The 16,342-nt window shown below is 58.7% G+C and carries 13 protein-coding genes; 12 read left to right on the forward strand and 1 reads right to left on the reverse strand.

What is annotated here, in order from left to right:
- Nucleotides 1-73 precede the first annotated feature (73 nt).
- From ABD890_RS01175 to ABD890_RS01190, 4 genes are all read left to right on the forward strand, one after another.
- Nucleotides 74-3,280, forward strand: a complete 3,207-nt coding sequence (locus ABD890_RS01175; RefSeq protein WP_345084733.1) for an error-prone DNA polymerase — start codon at nucleotides 74-76, stop codon at nucleotides 3,278-3,280.
- Between the two features lie 155 nt (nucleotides 3,281-3,435).
- Entirely contained in the window at nucleotides 3,436-4,653 is a 1,218-nt protein-coding gene (locus ABD890_RS01180; protein ID WP_345084736.1) for a hypothetical protein, read from the forward strand.
- Nucleotides 4,654-4,824: 171 nt separating this feature from the next.
- Complete coding sequence (locus ABD890_RS01185) at nucleotides 4,825-5,433, forward strand: glycine zipper domain-containing protein (RefSeq protein ID WP_345084739.1); 609 nt, start codon at nucleotides 4,825-4,827, stop codon at nucleotides 5,431-5,433.
- Between the two features lie 179 nt (nucleotides 5,434-5,612).
- On the forward strand, nucleotides 5,613-7,340 hold the full coding sequence (locus ABD890_RS01190; RefSeq protein WP_345084742.1) for an outer membrane protein assembly factor BamB family protein: 1,728 nt from the start codon (nucleotides 5,613-5,615) through the stop codon (nucleotides 7,338-7,340).
- A gap of 8 nt (nucleotides 7,341-7,348) precedes the next feature.
- On the opposite strand, the gene ABD890_RS01195 is transcribed toward ABD890_RS01190, so the two are convergent.
- On the reverse strand, nucleotides 7,349-8,479 hold the full coding sequence (locus tag ABD890_RS01195) for a hypothetical protein (RefSeq protein WP_345084745.1): 1,131 nt from the start codon (nucleotides 8,477-8,479) through the stop codon (nucleotides 7,349-7,351).
- A 158-nt stretch (nucleotides 8,480-8,637) separates the two neighbouring features.
- Here ABD890_RS01195 and ABD890_RS01200 point away from each other — a divergent pair, with 158 nt between their 5' ends.
- From ABD890_RS01200 to dapA, 8 genes are all read left to right on the forward strand, one after another.
- On the forward strand, nucleotides 8,638-9,462 hold the full coding sequence (locus ABD890_RS01200) for an SDR family NAD(P)-dependent oxidoreductase (protein WP_345084748.1): 825 nt from the start codon (nucleotides 8,638-8,640) through the stop codon (nucleotides 9,460-9,462).
- Nucleotides 9,463-9,469: 7 nt separating this feature from the next.
- Nucleotides 9,470-10,894 carry a DUF6513 domain-containing protein gene (locus tag ABD890_RS01205; RefSeq protein WP_345084752.1) on the forward strand — a complete coding sequence of 475 codons (1,425 nt, stop codon included), beginning with the start codon at nucleotides 9,470-9,472 and terminating at the stop codon, nucleotides 10,892-10,894.
- The gene (locus ABD890_RS01210; protein ID WP_345084755.1) at nucleotides 10,878-12,308 is read left to right on the forward strand and encodes an anthranilate synthase component I family protein; all 1,431 of its coding nucleotides are present in this window, start codon (nucleotides 10,878-10,880) and stop codon (nucleotides 12,306-12,308) included. Before ABD890_RS01205 ends, ABD890_RS01210 begins: the two co-directional genes overlap by 17 nt.
- Nucleotides 12,305-12,973, forward strand: a complete 669-nt coding sequence (locus tag ABD890_RS01215) for an anthranilate synthase component II (RefSeq protein WP_345084758.1) — start codon at nucleotides 12,305-12,307, stop codon at nucleotides 12,971-12,973. The genes ABD890_RS01210 and ABD890_RS01215 overlap by 4 nt, the downstream gene beginning before the upstream one ends.
- Entirely contained in the window at nucleotides 12,970-13,569 is a 600-nt protein-coding gene (locus ABD890_RS01220; RefSeq protein ID WP_345084761.1) for a DUF447 domain-containing protein, read from the forward strand. The genes ABD890_RS01215 and ABD890_RS01220 overlap by 4 nt, the downstream gene beginning before the upstream one ends.
- Before the next feature lie 26 nt (nucleotides 13,570-13,595).
- Complete coding sequence (locus ABD890_RS01225; protein ID WP_345084763.1) at nucleotides 13,596-14,597, forward strand: hypothetical protein; 1,002 nt, start codon at nucleotides 13,596-13,598, stop codon at nucleotides 14,595-14,597.
- A gap of 26 nt (nucleotides 14,598-14,623) precedes the next feature.
- Nucleotides 14,624-15,337, forward strand: coding sequence for a pyridoxine 5'-phosphate synthase (locus ABD890_RS01230; RefSeq protein ID WP_345084766.1), 714 nt, complete (start codon nucleotides 14,624-14,626; stop codon nucleotides 15,335-15,337).
- A 104-nt stretch (nucleotides 15,338-15,441) separates the two neighbouring features.
- Nucleotides 15,442-16,329 (forward strand): 4-hydroxy-tetrahydrodipicolinate synthase, encoded by an 888-nt coding sequence (gene dapA / locus ABD890_RS01235; RefSeq protein ID WP_345084769.1) that lies wholly within the window; start codon nucleotides 15,442-15,444, stop codon nucleotides 16,327-16,329.
- The last annotated feature ends 13 nt before the right edge of the window (nucleotides 16,330-16,342 follow it).

Below are 16,342 nucleotides of genomic sequence, written 5' to 3' on the forward strand. Positions count from 1 at the left end.
GTCGTGAGTTGGGCTGCCCGAGATTGACATCTTTGAGTATCGACCACCACCATCAGTTTCAGGAAGAAACGCGATGCCTGACACGCCTGTTTACGATAAACGTGAGCCAGAACAAGCCCTCGCCAGCGATGCCTGGGCGGCGCCTATCTTTCCCTATGCCGAGGTCCGCTGCAAAACGAACTTCTCGTTTCTCGAAGGAGCCTCGCACGCCGACGAACTGGTCAATCAGGCCGCCAGGCTTGGCTATCGAGCGATTGCCGTGGCCGACCGCAACACCCTGGCCGGCGTGGTCCGAGCCCATGCCGCCGCCAAGCTGGCTGGCATCAAGCTGCTGGTCGGGGCTGAGGTGACTTTGGAAGATGCCCCGACGGTCGTTCTGCTGGCAACCGATCGCGCCGCCTATGGTCGACTGGCACGCTTGATCACGCTTGGCCGTCGTCAGGCGCCCAAGGGGGAATGTCGTTTGAGCCTGGCGGATCTGGCCGAACATCATCACGGTTTGCTGGCCTTGGTGGTGCCGGACTGGCAAGGGAATCTTTGCGCGGCCCGCGATCTGGCTCCCTTCTCCGAGATGTTCGGTGAACGTTGCAGCCTGCTGGCCGAACTCTATCTGGGAACGGACGACCAGCAGCGACTGGCGCAACTGCAAGAGCTCTCGCGCAAGGCCCAGATTCCGCTGGTTGCCTCCGGCAACGTACTGTATCACGTCCCCGATCGGATGGTCCTTCAGCATGTGTTGACGGCGACCCGCGTCGGAGCGACCGTTGCCCAATTAGAAGACGAGCTGCTACCCAACGCCCAGCGTCACCTGCGACCGCTTGAAGAAGTGCAAAGCTTGTTCGCGATGGTTCCCGAAGCGATCCGCCGGACAATGTGGGTGGCCGAGCAGTGCCAGTTTTCGCTCGACGAACTGCGGTACGAGTACCCGCGCGAGTTGGCTCCCCAGGGAGAAACCCCGATGCAGTACTTACGCCGCCTGGCGTGGGAAGGGGCACGGCATCATTACGGACAGCAGGTTCCGCAGAAGGTCCGCGATGCCTTGAGGCACGAGCTGGAACTGATTGAGTCGCTGCATTACGAGGCCTTCTTTCTAACGGTGTACGACCTGGTGCGTTTCGCGCGAAGCCGAGGGATTTTGTATCAAGGCCGCGGCTCGGCGGCGAACTCGGCGGTTTGTTTCTGCCTCGGTGTGACCGCGGTCGATCCTTTGTCGACGCAACTGTTGTTCGAGCGATTCATCAGTCGCGAACGGAACGAAGCCCCGGATATCGACGTCGACTTCGAGCACGAACGTCGCGAAGAAGTCATTCAGTACGTTTACGAAAAGTATGGCCGAGAACGCGCCGGCATGACGGCGGTGGTGGTGACCTATCGTCCCCGTTCGGCGGTTCGCGATGTCGGCAAGGCGCTCGGCTTGTCGCTCGATCGGATCGACACGCTGGCCAAGAACATCGATCACCGGCTCGACGAAGAATTGCTTTCGCTGCGGTTCGAGCAGGTCGGCATCGATCCCAAGTCGCGGCTGGGGCGGCAACTGCTGCTGCTGGTCCGCGACCTGATCGGCTTCCCTCGGCATCTGTCGCAGCATGTCGGCGGGCTGGTCATCACTCAAGGAGCCTTGTGCGAACTGGTCCCGATTGAAAACGGCGCGATGACCGACCGCACGGTGATTCAGTGGGACAAAGACGATCTCGACGAGTTAGGGATCTTGAAGGTCGATTGTTTGTCGTTGGGGATGCTGACCGCGATTCGCCGGGCCTTTACCTTTTTGAACGAGCAGTATGGCGAACAAAAGAAGCTGACCGATTTTCGCGAAGCGAACGATCCGGTGGTCTATCAGATGATCTCCGACGCCGACACGATGGGGGTCTTTCAGATTGAAAGCCGGGCCCAGATGAGCATGTTGCCGCGGCTGCGTCCCAACTGCTTTTACGATCTGGTGATTGAAGTCGCGATCGTTCGGCCAGGGCCGATCCAAGGGGACATGGTGCATCCTTACCTGCGACGTCGCGACATGGATCGCGAACAGCTCGAACAGGAACTCGCCGATACTTGCCCCACGCCACAACTGCGAAGCGTTTTGGAGCGGACCTTGGGCGTGCCGCTGTTTCAAGAGCAAGCGATGCAGTTGGCGGTCGCCGCGGCAGGGTTTACTCCCGGGGAAGCCGATCAGTTGCGGCGGGCGATGGGAGGCTGGCGTCGCCCGGGCATTATCGATACGTTCCGTCGCAAGTTGATGGTCGGCATGCGCGAGAATGGCCACAGCGCCGAGTTCGCCGAACGACTGTTCAACCAGATTCGAGGGTTCGGCGAGTATGGCTTTCCTGAGTCGCACGCCGCCAGCTTCGCCAACCTGGTGTATGTCTCGGCATGGCTGAAATGTTATCACCATGCGATCTTCACCGCCGCGTTGATCAACAGTCAGCCGATGGGGTTCTATGCTCCGGCCCAGTTGATTCGTGATGCCCGCGATCATGGCGTCGAGGTCCGCCCGGTCGATGTCAACCTAAGCGACTGGGACTGCACGCTCGAACGCGTTCCGGCCGAGGTTGCCGGGAAGTTCTCGTTGGCGCTGCGGCTCGGGCTGCGCATGGTGCGGGGGCTGAAAGAGCTGGCGGCGCGGCAAGTGTTGGCCCAGCGATCTTCCCCCTATCGTTCGATTGAAGATGTCTCGCTGCGGACCGGTATCGATCGAGGGGCGATCGAAGCACTCGCGCGGGCCGATGCCTTTGGCTCGATGCGACTCGATCGACGGAAGGCTTTATGGGATGCCCTCGACGCGCCGCAAGACACCACGCAGAAGCCGCTGCTGGGATTGGGTTGGGGCGAGCGCGAAGAGGCATCGTCGCTGCCCAGCTTGTCCGAACGCGAGGAAGTGTACGCCGACTATCTTTCGACCGGGCTCACCTTGCGGCAGCATCCGATTTCGTTCTATCGCGAGCGGTTGGATCAGCTCGGAGTGCTGCGATCAGAGCAACTGGCGACCCATCCGCACGACAAGCTGGTGAAGGTCGCCGGGCTGATTCTGATCCGGCAACGTCCCAGTACGGCCAAGGGAATCACCTTCGTCACCATCGAGGACGAAACCGGCACGGCGAACCTGGTGATCCATACCCATGTCTGGCAGAGATTCGATCAGGTGGCCCGACATGCGACGTCGTTCATCGCCCAGGGGAAGCTCGAACGGGTCAACAAGGTGATCCACGTCGTGGTTCGGCGGCTGGAAGATTTAGCCACGACCATGGGAAATTTGCATCACCGTTCCCGAGATTTTCGGTAGAAGTCGGAACAATCGTAACGGTCGGAGCGAAAGTTACCCACCTTGCAAAATTGGCCTGATAAACTATTCGTAGACGCATCGGGCTCTCGACCACTACAATAGAGAGTCTGTTTTTAGCTAGCAATCCTTTCGTCCCGCCCGCCAGGAGCCGTGATTTGCCTGGGAAATCGACGCTGCCATTCGCTTCGCTCAGCCTCGTTTGGGGAATCGCCATCCTGGGCTCTGGGATGGTTTCCGCAGCCGAACCGTCTGATGCTCCCGACCAGGCGGCGCCAAAGGTGACCGCCGAGCAGTTGATCGAGAAGCTTGGCGCCGATGAATTTCTGCTTCGCGAGCAGGCCGAAACCGAGATCATGCAGCGCGGCCGCGAGATCTTACCGCTGCTGCAAGAGGCCCGAACCTCGCCCGACCCAGAGATCCGCCTGCGAGCCAACTCGCTGTACGAGATCCTTTCCGATCAGTTCCGCCGAAAGAGCTTCCAGGACTTTATTGCCAAGCAGCCAGAGGTCGACTTGCCAGGATGGAAGCGTTTCCGAGAGCGGCATGGCGATACGACCGAAACCCGCAAGCTATATGTCGGCATGCTCGAGAGCCAATGGGGCTTGCTGGTGGCGATGGAAACGCGTCCCCAGACAATCGACTACATGGTCTTTCAGCGAGCCAACAAGCTGCGCGAAGAACTGTATGGTCCGGGCCAGACGCAGATCACCGAAGGGAGTGCCGCCGCCATGTTGCATGCGACGTCGTACACTGACATTCGGATCTCGCTCCCATCGATGACGCAGATTCAATTCCTGCTGGCGGCTCCGCAAATCACGGCCAGTCTGCAAGACCCCGAGCGAAGTGCTCCGCTGCTGAGCGTCTTCGACTCGTGGCTGTTGGAAAACATGAAAGAGACCCGCTTCACGGAAGAGATGCAGTACATCGTGCTGACGACCTGTCTGCGGGAAGGAATCAAGAGCGGCCGACTGCTGGCTCGGGAACTGCTGACCAAACGTGCCAGCCCAAATAGCTTCGGCCAGTTCAGCTCGGTAAACGTGACGCAGCAGATGATGTACTCGATGCTGGCGATTGCCAAACTGGGCGACCGAGAAGACATCGACTTTCTGGACAAGTATCTGAAAGACGACACCAAGGTGACGTTGCCATCGGTCCAAGGCGATCAATTCACCACGCTGCTGAAAGATGTCGCTTTGGTGGCCGTGCTGCACTTGGCTGGCGAAGATCCGAAAGACTTCGGTTTTCCTCGCATCACCACCGATCCGAACTATCTCTACAACATTCGCTCGATCGGGTTCTCGACCGAGGAGCAACGGGCCGCGGCGTTCGAAAAGTGGGACAAGATGCGTCAGCAAATGGCCCCCATGAAGTAGTGCTAGCGTTGGCATGGCGGCCCGAATTGCGGGGCTTGCTAGCGTGCTGGCAATCTGCATTGACTGATATAGCCGAAATTGGCATCATTCCGCGACGTGTTTTTTGAGTAGCGCCGCGCGGGCAACCTGGACGATACTTAAGGAAGCACGATGTCGTTCAAGGAGGAACTCATGCGCCAAGTTGCGCCATTCATTCTGGTTGTCACCATCGTCTCGGCATGCTCGCTTGGATGCCGTTCGCCGTATCATCAAGATCAACTCGGACTTGTTGGTGCCGGTACCGGTGCGCTGGCAGGTGCCGCCATCGGTAGTGCTTCGGGTCATACGGCCGGGGGTGCGATCATTGGTGGCTTGGTCGGAGCCACAGCTGGTTCAGCCGTCGGTGCCCACATGGACGACGTCGAAGCACGTAACCAGGCATTGTTTCAACAACGACTGGGACGGACGCTCGAAGGACAAACAACCTACGACGACGTCATTGCGATGAGCAAAGCTGGTCTCAGCGATCAGGTGATTACGACGCACATTCGTCGACACGGTATGGCTCAGATTCCTTCCGCTGGCGACTTGATCTTCCTGAAGAATAACGGTGTCAGCGACGTGGTGATCAGCACCATGCAAAACCCACCTGTCGAAGTGGTGACCGCGCCTGCACCGCGAACGGTGATCGTTGAAGAACATCACTATGGTCCGTATTGGGGCCCAGACTGGCACCATCATCACTACCGCCACTGTCGTCCGCGACCCGGCGTTCACTGGGATGTTCAATTCGGACACTAAGCCCAGGAATGTGAGCCAGTATACGAAACCAAGGGAAAGCGTCGCCGCTTTCCCATTTTCATGCGCGATGGGTTCGTGATGAATAGGAAAAGTTCGCTAGTCTGACGGTTTCATACCGGACGCAATCGCTATACTGAAACGGCAAGATCAGGCGGAACTTTTCTAGGGACGAGAATGTCATGAGCAGCCAACAACCGAATTCCGAACCTTCGCAGCCAGCGGAAGAAACCAGGCCCCAACGCGAGCCGCGATATTTGCCACCTCCGCGAAACCTGTTGGCTACCATCGTCGCGATTGTGGTCGCCCTGATCGGGTTCTTTGGACGCACCCTCGGCGATGGCGTTCTGGCCGATGTCTACGACGTGGTTCCCATCTTGCGCGATCAAGCGGTCTGCAATTTGATGGTGCTGATCGGCGGGTTCTTTGCAATCTTCATTCCGCTGATGTGGTTGACGTTCGGCAGCGCTTATTCCCGCATCGTCCGCTATACACCGATCACGGTTATCGTGCTGGGTGTGGTGATGTTCTTTGTGGTGTTTGAAATTCAAGGGGTCTCCGGCAACATGATCCCGCGGTTTGGATATCGCTTCGGCCTCGCCCCAGATCAGCGATTGGGTGGCTTGACTGCCGAAGACCAAGAAGTCGCGGCAGATGCGACCGTGAAAGTTGCCGACGACCCGAAAGCGTTCCCGCAGTTCCTTGGTCCGAACCGAAATAGCGAAGTCGATGGTCCGAAGCTGAACCCCGACTGGCAGGCCAATCCGCCCGAAGAACTGTGGCGTGTGCCGATCGGTGCTGGCTGGTCTGGTTTCGCCGCCCTCGATGGTCGCATCTATACGATGGAACAACGTGGCGACGAAGAACTGGTCAGTTGCTACGACATGGAAACTGGCAAGCCGATCTGGGGAACCCCGATCCAGGCCCGGCACGAAACCGTGATGGGTTACGTCGGACCTCGCTGCACGCCGCTTCTGCTCGACGGCAAGGTTTACGCTTTGGGGGCAACCGGAGTCTTCCGTTGCCTTGATCAAAAGTCAGGCGAAATCGTCTGGCAGCACGACCTGCTAGAGATGTATGGCGTGTCGCCCGATGTCGAAGGGGGCAATATTGCCTGGGGACGTTCGCAAAGTCCGTTGGCTTACGAAATCGATGGCCGGAACGTTGTGATCATTCCTGCTGGTGGTCCTGATGCGAGTAAGCCGGAAGCGATGACTTCGATCGTCGCTTTCGATGCCGCAACCGGCGAGACCGTCTGGGAAGGTGGCCATCATCAGGTCAGTTACGCTTCGCCACTGGTTGCCCAGATCGATGGCGAAGACCAGATCATCAGCATCAACGAAGCGACCATCACCGGTCACGAGCCAACCACCGGCAAAGAGCTTTGGTCGTTGGATTGGCCTGGCAGTTCCAACGGTGCGGCGACCTGCTCGCAGGTTCATTCGCTCGGAGACAACAAGTTCTTCGTCTCGAAGGGGTATACCGAAGGGGCCCAGACGTTTGAAGTGAAGAAAGATGGCGACAAGTTCGACGTCGAAGTGACTTGGCAAAACCAGCGCGTGCTGAAGACCAAATTCACCAACGTCGCAATCCAAGGCAACGATGTGTTTGGCATCGACGACGGGATCCTCGAGAAAGTTACCATCGGCGAGAAACGTCCCGCCTGGCGCAAACGCGGCTTTGGCCATGGCCAGGTCTTGCTGGTCGGGGATCAACTGCTGGTGATGGGGGAAGAAGGGAACCTCGCTCTGGTCGATACGGCCGCTGACAAGTACACCGAACTGGGACGCATCAAAGCGCTTTCCAGTGAAGTCGCGCCGACCTGGAACCCGCTTTGCATCTACGGCGATCTGCTGCTGGTTCGTAACGCCGAAGAGGCCGCTTGCTATCGACTGGCAACGCAGCCGTAGGTTGGGACTTAATTGTTATGGTCCAGCAACCAATCTTCCAGAACAGTTTGCTGGATCGATGGGGCCCGCATCAAGTAGGCCCGCTCACCAATCAGTGAATGCAGCCAAGGACGGTACACGAGCGTCGAGAGGGCTCGCGTGCTGAGGCTCGCTTTGACCTGGGCCTCGACGTTTTCCGCCAGTCGGCTATAGGTCGCTGGAATAATGTTCGGTTCCGGTCCCAGGTGGATCAAGCGTTCCGTGCCGCTACTTAACGTGTGATAAACGGCTTGCCAGAGGTTCTGCGGCTTGTCGACCCATTGGCAGATCAAGTCGCGGACGTTGCTGTCGGTGTAACTGCACGCTCCGGTCACCAGCGAAAGGACCGGTGGCTTGGGCGCGGTGAAGCCGCTCTTCATCTTGCTCATCAAAAGCGAAGCTCGCGACGTGATGTGCTCGCGCCACACGATCGGCGTATGCATCGGAGGCCAGCGATTGGGATTCTTCTTCAGGTGAACCCGATCAGAAAGCATTCCGGAAAGTCGCTGCTGAACGCGCGTAGCAGAATCGGCTTCTCCGATGACGATCAGCGAGTTGGGGGAAAGCACTGCCGAGATACCGACCAGCCCGTTCCCTTCGGCACTCACCTCTTGGCAGACGCGATGCACGAGCGTCGCACTTAGCGTTTTGCGACGGCAGAACAGCACGGCCAGCGTGCACGTCGGTGCCAGCTTAGCGATATCGGCCGATAGCGCAAGGGGAATCGTCAGGGCGTCTTCCAGCGACAGGCACTTCGCCGCGACCAGCGCGGTTAGTTCGCCCAGGCTGTAGCCCATTAAATATTGGGCTCGATCGAACTGCACGCCGTATTCGTTTTCCAGAATATCGACTTGGGCCATTTCAGCTCCGACGATCAAGGCGATGGCGTCGGCATACGACTCGAGCGTCGTCTCTTCGTTGTGGCTCACCCGGTGCAGTAGATCGACGGGACGATGGATCACATCGGCGGCGATCTTGCCACATTGATCGAGTCGGCGCGCGACGTAGCCGCCAAATCGTGGGTGGTTGAGAAGTTGGTGCGTTCTCCCCAGATTGGTGACGTTGTAGCCACGAAAGACGAACGTGGTCGTCTTCAACTGCCCGAAAATCTGGTCCGCCATGGCCGTTGTCTTCGCTGCGAGGGGTGTCCATCGATGGTGGGATGCCTGATCTGGTGCCCATCATATCGTCGTTACGGCAGTCAGTCCGGCATCCCGCGTTGCCTATCGACAATATACAATGCGGGTAGCTTCCAGGTGTAATCAAGTCAGGATCCACGATGCAAACGCCGCGGGAACCCGTTCCGTATGAGTTTGGCCTTTCAGGAAAAGTTGCCGCCGTAACCGGTGCAGCCAGCGGAATCGGTCGGGCAATTGCCCTGCAACTTGCGTCCCAGGGGGCCTCTCTTATTCTTCACACGAGGTCCAACGACCATGGCCTGCGCGAGACCGCGAATCTGGCGCAATCGCTGAACGATCGAATCGAAGTCTCGCTGATTTTCGAAGATTTTGCCGATCCCAACCATCAAGATCGCTTCTGCCAAAAGGCGTGGGAGGCCCAGGGGGGCGTGGACATTTTGGTAAATAACGCCGGGGTCGATGTGCTGACCGGCGCGAACGCCAGCCTCTCGTTTGAAGAAAAGTTAGAGCTCGTTTATCGGATCGATGTGGTCTCGACCGTCCGAATTGCCCGGACACTTGGCCAGCAAATGCGAACGCGGCCCGGCAGTGCCATCATCAATATTGGCTGGGATCAGGCCGACCATGGGATGGAAGGTGACAGTGGCGAGATGTTCGCTGTCTCGAAAGGAGCAATCATGGCCTTCTCGAAGAGCCTGGCCAAGTCGCTCGCTCCAGATGTTCGCGTGAACTGCGTCGCCCCGGGCTGGATTCAAACCGCCTGGGGAGAGAACTCGTCCGAGTACTGGCAATCCCGCGCCCAGCGCGAATCGCTAGTCGGCACTTGGGGCCTGCCGGAAGACATTGCCGCGGCTGTCGCTTACCTTGCATCGCCGGCGGCGCGATTCATCAACGGACAAGTCTTGCCAGTCAACGGCGGCTTCAACCATGGTGGTCATTCGCCACGCCCTGGCAAGGAGTCGTAAGCAGGCCATGGCCGACCGCCATATCCATTTCGTTACCGGGAAGTTGGCTGAAGCTTCGCTGCGGAGCTTGCTGAGCGAGCTCGCGCCTCGGGCAGGCTTCGACTACAGCGTCCAGGTCCTCAACATCACCGTCGCCGCGCTGATGACGACGACCTGGGTTGCCAAACGGATCGAAGTGCCTGAGGCCGCTACCGAGGTGATGGTCACCGGTTACTGTCGAGGTGATCTGAGCGAAATTGAAGCGGTCGCCAAGTTGCCGGTCGTTCGCGGGCCGAAAGACCTGCGGCTGTTACCAGATTGGTTCGATCAGCCAACGCTGGCGGATGATTATGGTGAATACGATGTCGAGATCATCGCCGAGATCAATCACGCGCCCAGCTTTACGCTTGCGCAGATTCTCGAAGAAGCTCGTCGGCTGAAGCAAGCTGGAGCCGATCGGATCGATATCGGCTGCGATCCTGGTGCTATCTGGATCGGAGTGGCCGAGTGTGTCCAAGCGTTGGTTGACGAAGGCTTTCAGGTTTCGGTCGATAGCCTTGAACCACGCGAGATCGCTCCGGCCGTGGCGGCGGGCGCTTCGCTTGTGTTGTCGGTGAATTCAAGTAATCGTCAGCATGCGGCCGACTGGGGCTGCGAAGTGGTCGTCATCCCGGACGATCCGAAATCGCTGAGCGGGTTCGATGAAACGATCGAATTTCTTGCCCAGCGGAATGTGCCGTTTCGCTTGGACCCGATCCTCGAACCGATTTCATTCGGCTTCACGGAAAGCATCGTCCGTTATTACGAGACCCGGCGTCGGTACCCTGAAGTCGAAATGATGATGGGCATCGGCAACCTCACGGAACTGACCGACGTCGATTCAGCCGGGCTGAATGTCATGCTACTGGGGATCTGCCAGGAGCTGGGCATTCGCAGCGTGCTGACCACTCAGGTAATCAACTGGGCCCAAACGAGCGTGCGAGAATGCGACCTCGCGCGACGCTTGATGCGGTATGCCCTCAACCATCGGACGCTGCCGAAGCGAATCGAGCCCCGGCTGGTCACGCTGCGTGATGCCAAAGTCACCGAACCGACCGAAGAGGAGCTTGCGCGACTGCCTGGCGAGATCAAAGATCAGAACTATCGCATCTTCGTTGCCCAGCAGCTTCTGCATCTGGTTGCCAGTGGAATGCATCTGACCGATACCGATCCGCTGGCGTTGTTCGAGAAGCTGGACGAAACCAAGCCGACGAACTTGAGTCCGTCGCACGCGTTTTATCTTGGGTACGAGCTATGCAAAGCGATGACCGCGATGCACCTGGGGAAGCAATATCGCCAGGACGAAGCCCTCGACTGGGGCTATCTGACGCACGAAGAAGTTTCGCACCGAATCAATTTGCATAAAGATCGGCCCGATCGCGAACGATCTGAGAAGAATGATGAACGAAGTTAGGACGCTTGGAAAACCGTTTGCGATCGAGCTCGACGCGAAATGGACGCCGAGCGAAGTGTTCGCGCGCCTGGCCCATCTGCCGCATGTGTTGTGGCTCGATAGTGCCCGCAGCGACGCGAACCTGGGACGGTACAGTTTTCTGACGGCCGATCCGGTCGAAACGATTCAGGCAGGTCCGCAGCAAATCGAGAATTCGCTGGCGCGACTCAGCGAACTGGAAGCTTCGTTCCGTCTTGAAACACTGGAAGGCTTGCCGCCGTTTCAAGGCGGTGTCGCCGGTTACTTCTCGTACGACCTGAATCGCGCATTCGAGGTCGTGCCAGAGACGCGCTTCAACGAGTTTCATCTGCCGCTATTGTCGTTTGGTGTCTACGACTGGGTGATTTGCTGGGACCATGCCGAGCAAAAGGCCTGGATCATTGCGACCGGCTTTCCGGAAAGTGATCCGGCGAAACGGGAAGCGGCTGCCAGAGAACGTGCGGCGGAAGTGACCGCTCGCCTGGAAGCTGATCCGGTCCCTCTTTCTGGCAACGAAACCGGCCGAGTCGTACCCGCAACCGAGCTTGCTCCTTGCTTTGCCTGCGCGGAGCAACCAGGCGTGATGAGCAACTTCAGTAAAGAGGATTATCTCGCGGCGGTGGCCAAGTCGGTCGAGTACATCCACGCCGGCGACATCTTCCAGGTAAACTTATCGCAGCGCTTGATCATGGAAGCAAAGACCGGCGCGGCCGAGCTGTACCTGAGATTACGAGAAAAGAACCCTGCCCCGTTCGCTGGCTACTACGACTTTGGCATGGGGCAGATTGTCTCGGCTTCACCGGAACGGTTTATCTCGGTTCGTGATCGTTGGATTGAATCGCGTCCGATCAAAGGAACTCGTCGCCGCAGCGGTCGACCAGCGCTCGATATGTTCTGGGCGGATGAGCTGGTCCGCAGCGAGAAAGACCGGGCCGAGAACGTGATGATTGTCGATCTGCTGCGAAACGATCTGTCGCGAATCTGTCAGGACGACAGCGTGGAAGTAACCAGCTTGTGCGGGCTCGAAACCTATCAGACCGTGCAGCACCTGGTCTCGATCATCGTCGGCCGATTGCAAGATGAGGTCGGCGTGCGCGAGATCCTCAAAGCGATCTTCCCAGGCGGATCGATCACCGGGGCACCGAAGATCCGGGCGATGGAGATTATTGCAGAGCTGGAACCTACGGCTCGCGGCCCCTATTGCGGTTCGCTGGGGTACATTGGCTTCGACGGCACCATCGACTGGAACATCTTGATCCGGACGATCGTCGCTTCGGCTGGCTGGTGGCAGTTCCCTGTGGGCGGCGGGATTGTTGCTGATTCGGACCCCTTGCGGGAATACGAGGAAACGTGGCATAAAGCACTCGGCCTTCTCCACGCGGTGCATGACGAATGATCTTGGTAATCGACAACTACGATAGCTTTGTGCATAACCTGGCGCGATACTTCCGCCAGCTTGGGCAGAAGACGGTCGTGCGCCGCAACGATGCGATCACGCTGGAAGAGATTAAGTCGCTGAAGCCTGACGCGATCGTCCTTTCCCCGGGGCCCTGCACTCCGAACGAATCAGGCATCTGCCTGGATGTGGTGCGGCAACTGGGAGCCACGGTTCCAATTTTGGGGGTCTGCCTGGGGCATCAAGCGATTTTCGCCGCATTGGGTGGCGACGTCGTCCGGGCCACGGCACCCATGCATGGTCGCTCGTCGCCAATTACCCATGACGAAGCAAAGCTGTTCGCCGGGCTTCCCTCGCCATTTTCGGTTGGCCGATATCATTCGCTTGTGGCCGAACGCTCATCGCTTCCCGATTGCCTGCGAATCGATGCGGAAACGGAAGACGGCACCATCATGGCGGTCTCGCACGTCGAGTGGCCGTTGGTGGGCGTTCAGTTTCATCCCGAGTCGGTGCTGACCGATCACGGCTACGCGATGCTGGCCAACTTCTTGCGGCTTGCCGGTCAGACTCCGGCATCCGATGTTGGCAGTGCGATGCCGAAGATTGTCACCCCAGGCGGATCGCTGCTGACCGATCGCGACTATTACTGGAGCCAGGAGTCGTGAACGAGGCGCCACTACGAATCATCGAAGGGATGCTCACCACCGAAAACGCCGACGGCACGGTGAATGTCGCGCCGATGGGGCCGCGGGTGAACGATGACTTCACGCGGTTTCAACTCCGTCCCTTCCCTGGCTCGCGGACTTACGAAAACTTGCTGCGGACGCGACGGGCCACTTTTCATGTGACCGACGATGTCGAGATGATCGCGCAAGCCGCCGTGGGCGACTTGCATACGCCGCCGTCGTTTGTCAGCGAGATGCCCACCGGCATCCACGTTCTGTCGGGAGCTTGCCGCTGGTATGCCCTGGAAGCAGTCGAGGTTGAAACGGACGGCGAACGGGCCTCGCTGATTTGTGCGGTGGAATCTTCCGGCAAACTGCGTGATTACTTCGGTCTGAATCGGGCCAAGCACGCTGTGCTGGAGCTGGCCATTCTGGCGACCCGCGTTCATTTGCTGCCTGCGGAAGAGATTGAGGCGGAAATCGCCATGCTGACGCCCTGGGTCGAGAAAACCGGCGGCGAGAGTGAACTTCGGGCCTGGGAGTTTCTACGAAAGACGATCGATCAACGGCTGGCCGCGAAGCAGGAATCGTCGTAGGCCGCCCTCTGCGGTAGACTGGGGAAATGTCGCTACTCAAACCATCACCACTGGCCGATGCCTATTCGCCGCTATTGGCGAAGTTGACTGTCGGTTCGCGCCTGCACTTCGGGCTGCTGAACTTCGATAGCGACGACGCTTCGTTCGGGGGCGTGGGAATGATGATACAGCGACCGGGGCTGGAGGTTCACGCCAGCTTCTCGCCGAAGTTCGTGGCCAACGGGCCGCTGGCATCGCGGATCGAAGCATTCGCCCAGCTTTGGCAGCAAGCGACCCTGAAGAAATTGCCAACCGTGCGGCTAAGCACCCGGGGCGAACTTCGCGACCATGTTGGACTGGGATGCGGAACGCAGCTTGGTCTGGCGATCGGGACCTTATTATCGAAGCTGACGCAGCACCCACTGCCTGACTTGCCAAGCCTGGTCGATACGGTCGGTCGCGCGAAACGATCAGCCATTGGCTGCTATGGCTTTCTGCAGGGTGGCTTCCTGTTTGAAACAGGGCACCAGCAAGAAGAGTTTCCAGATCTTGCCTATCGCGGCGACGTGCCTGAGTCGTGGCGGATTGTTCTGGCAACGCAGCAGAAGATCCACGGTCGCCATGGTCACGACGAAGAAGAGAGCTTCCGGCAGCTCGATCCGGTTCCGCCCCCCACAACCAGTCGCTTGCGGCAATTGATCGAAGGGGAAATGATCCCAGGGCTGGAAACCGCCGAGATCGACCGGTTTGGCGAGGCCGTTTATGAGTATGGATGCCTCGCCGGCGACTGCTATGGTTCGGTCCAGGGGGGCCGCTACGCGAACCCAACGTGCACGGAACTTGTCCAGCGGATGCGTGCCTTTGGCATCGCCGGGGTGGGGCAAAGTTCGTGGGGGCCGACCATATTCGGTATCTGCGAAGATATCGACCAGGCTCAGGCACTTTGCACCCATTTGCATGAGCGGTATTCTGAACACGAAATGCATCTCGAAATTTCCGAGCCGAACAACCACGGTGCCCAGCTCGAGTGGGCTTCGACCGACGGCTAGAACGCAGAAGAGAGGATCTCAAGTCCATGCCTCATTTGGGCGTCAACATCGACCACGTGGCGACGATTCGCCAGGCTCGCAAGACGAATGAACCTGACCCGGTCTGGGCCGCCGCCCTCGCCGAACTGGGGGGCGCCGATTGCATCACGCTGCACCTGCGAGAAGACCGCCGTCATATCCAGGATCGCGATTTGGAAGTGATGCGGCAGACCGTGAAGGTCAAACTGAACCTGGAACTGGCCACCGAGGCCGATGTGGTCGACATCGCATGCCGCGTCAAGCCAGATCAGGCAACCCTCGTTCCAGAACGCCGCGAAGAAGTCACCACCGAGGGTGGCCTGGATGTGGTGAGCCATGAAGCTTCGGTCGCCAAGGCAATCGGGCAGCTCCGCGACGCCGGGATCTCGATCAGTTTGTTCCTTGACCCAGAACCGAAGCAGATCGAAATGGCCGCCAAATTGGGGGCCGAGGCGGTCGAACTGCACACCGGCCAATACGCTTTGCATGGTGGAGCCGAGCAGGAAAAGGAACTCACCCGGCTCATTCAGGCAGCCGAACAAATTCATGCGGCCGGCATGCAGGTGCTGGCCGGGCATGGTCTGACTTATACGAATGTTCAGCCAATCGCCCAGATTCCAGAAATGGCCGAGCTGAACATCGGGCACAGCATCGTTTCACGGGCCGTTTTCGTCGGTTTTCGCGATGCAGTCGCCGAAATGAAACGTTTGGTGGCCCTTTGAGCGGCACTGGCGAAGGGGCCGGTCCTATCGTATTATAGGCCGGTCTGTTACGGACCTTTCGGTCCTCCGTTGTTTGGTTTTATTTCAGCTTTTGGTAATTCGACATGGCACGAAAAGGCAGTCAATTCGCAGGCGTTTCGGTAGCAATCACGACTCCCTTCCAGGGAGACCTGGTGGACTACAACCTGCTGAAAAAACAGGTCGAATTCCAAATTGAAGCCGGCGTGCAGTGCTTGTGCCCCGTCGGAACTACGGGTGAATCCCCTACCCTTTCGCACGATGAACACGAACGTGTCATCAGCGCCGTGATCGAAACGGTCGCTGGCCGCGCGAAGGTGATGCCAGGCACCGGTTCGAACAGCACTCGCGAAGCGTTGAAGCTGACCCGCTGGGCCGCGAAGGAAGGTGCCGACGGCGCCTTGGTTGTCGCTCCTTACTACAACAAGCCGACCCAGGAAGGCTTTTACCAGCACTTCAAGGCGTTGGCGGAAGACGCCGGCATTCCTATCTGCGTCTACAACATTCCTGGCCGCACCGGCAAGAACGTCGATCCAGAAACGATCGCTCGTCTGGCCGAACTGGAACAGATCCAACTGGTCAAAGAAGCGACCGGTTCGCTTGATCAGGCTTCGCAGATACTGGAATTGACCGACCTGACCTTGCTCAGCGGCGACGACAGCCTGACCTTGCCTCTGATGGCGATCGGCGGCGAAGGGGTGATCTCGGTGGTCAGTAACATCGTTCCTGGCGACATGCTCAGCCTGGTGCGTGCGGCTGCCGCTGGCGACTTCGCCGAAGCCCAGAAGATGCACTTCAAGCTCTTCACGCTCTGCCGCGAACTGCTCGGTCTGTCGACCAACCCGATTCCGATCAAGATCGCCATGAAGATGCTCGGTCGCGACTCGGGCGAACTGCGCTTGCCGATGACGCCACTGTGCGAGAACGGCGAGAAGCGTCTGCGTGAAGTCCTGACCGCTTACGGTCTTCTGTAAGAAACGTTCGCAT

Source organism: Bremerella cremea, from assembly GCF_039541315.1.
GTDB lineage: Bacteria > Planctomycetota > Planctomycetia > Pirellulales > Pirellulaceae > Bremerella > Bremerella cremea.

Bases quoted from the DNA above. Each gene is read 5' to 3' on its own strand.
- ABD890_RS01230 (WP_345084766.1), top strand. From the start codon at position 14,624: ATGCCTCATTTGGGCGTCAACATCGACCACGTGGCGACGATTCGCCAG.
- ABD890_RS01215 (WP_345084758.1), top strand. From the start codon at position 12,305: ATGATCTTGGTAATCGACAACTACGATAGCTTTGTGCATAACCTGGCG.
- ABD890_RS01205 (WP_345084752.1), top strand. From the start codon at position 9,470: ATGGCCGACCGCCATATCCATTTCGTTACCGGGAAGTTGGCTGAAGCT.
- ABD890_RS01225 (WP_345084763.1), top strand. From the start codon at position 13,596: ATGTCGCTACTCAAACCATCACCACTGGCCGATGCCTATTCGCCGCTA.
- ABD890_RS01210 (WP_345084755.1), top strand. From the start codon at position 10,878: ATGATGAACGAAGTTAGGACGCTTGGAAAACCGTTTGCGATCGAGCTC.
- ABD890_RS01200 (WP_345084748.1), top strand. From the start codon at position 8,638: ATGCAAACGCCGCGGGAACCCGTTCCGTATGAGTTTGGCCTTTCAGGA.
- dapA (WP_345084769.1), top strand. From the start codon at position 15,442: ATGGCACGAAAAGGCAGTCAATTCGCAGGCGTTTCGGTAGCAATCACG.
- ABD890_RS01195 (WP_345084745.1), bottom strand. From the start codon at position 8,479: ATGGCGGACCAGATTTTCGGGCAGTTGAAGACGACCACGTTCGTCTTT.
- ABD890_RS01175 (WP_345084733.1), top strand. From the start codon at position 74: ATGCCTGACACGCCTGTTTACGATAAACGTGAGCCAGAACAAGCCCTC.
- ABD890_RS01185 (WP_345084739.1), top strand. From the start codon at position 4,825: ATGCGCCAAGTTGCGCCATTCATTCTGGTTGTCACCATCGTCTCGGCA.
- ABD890_RS01190 (WP_345084742.1), top strand. From the start codon at position 5,613: ATGAGCAGCCAACAACCGAATTCCGAACCTTCGCAGCCAGCGGAAGAA.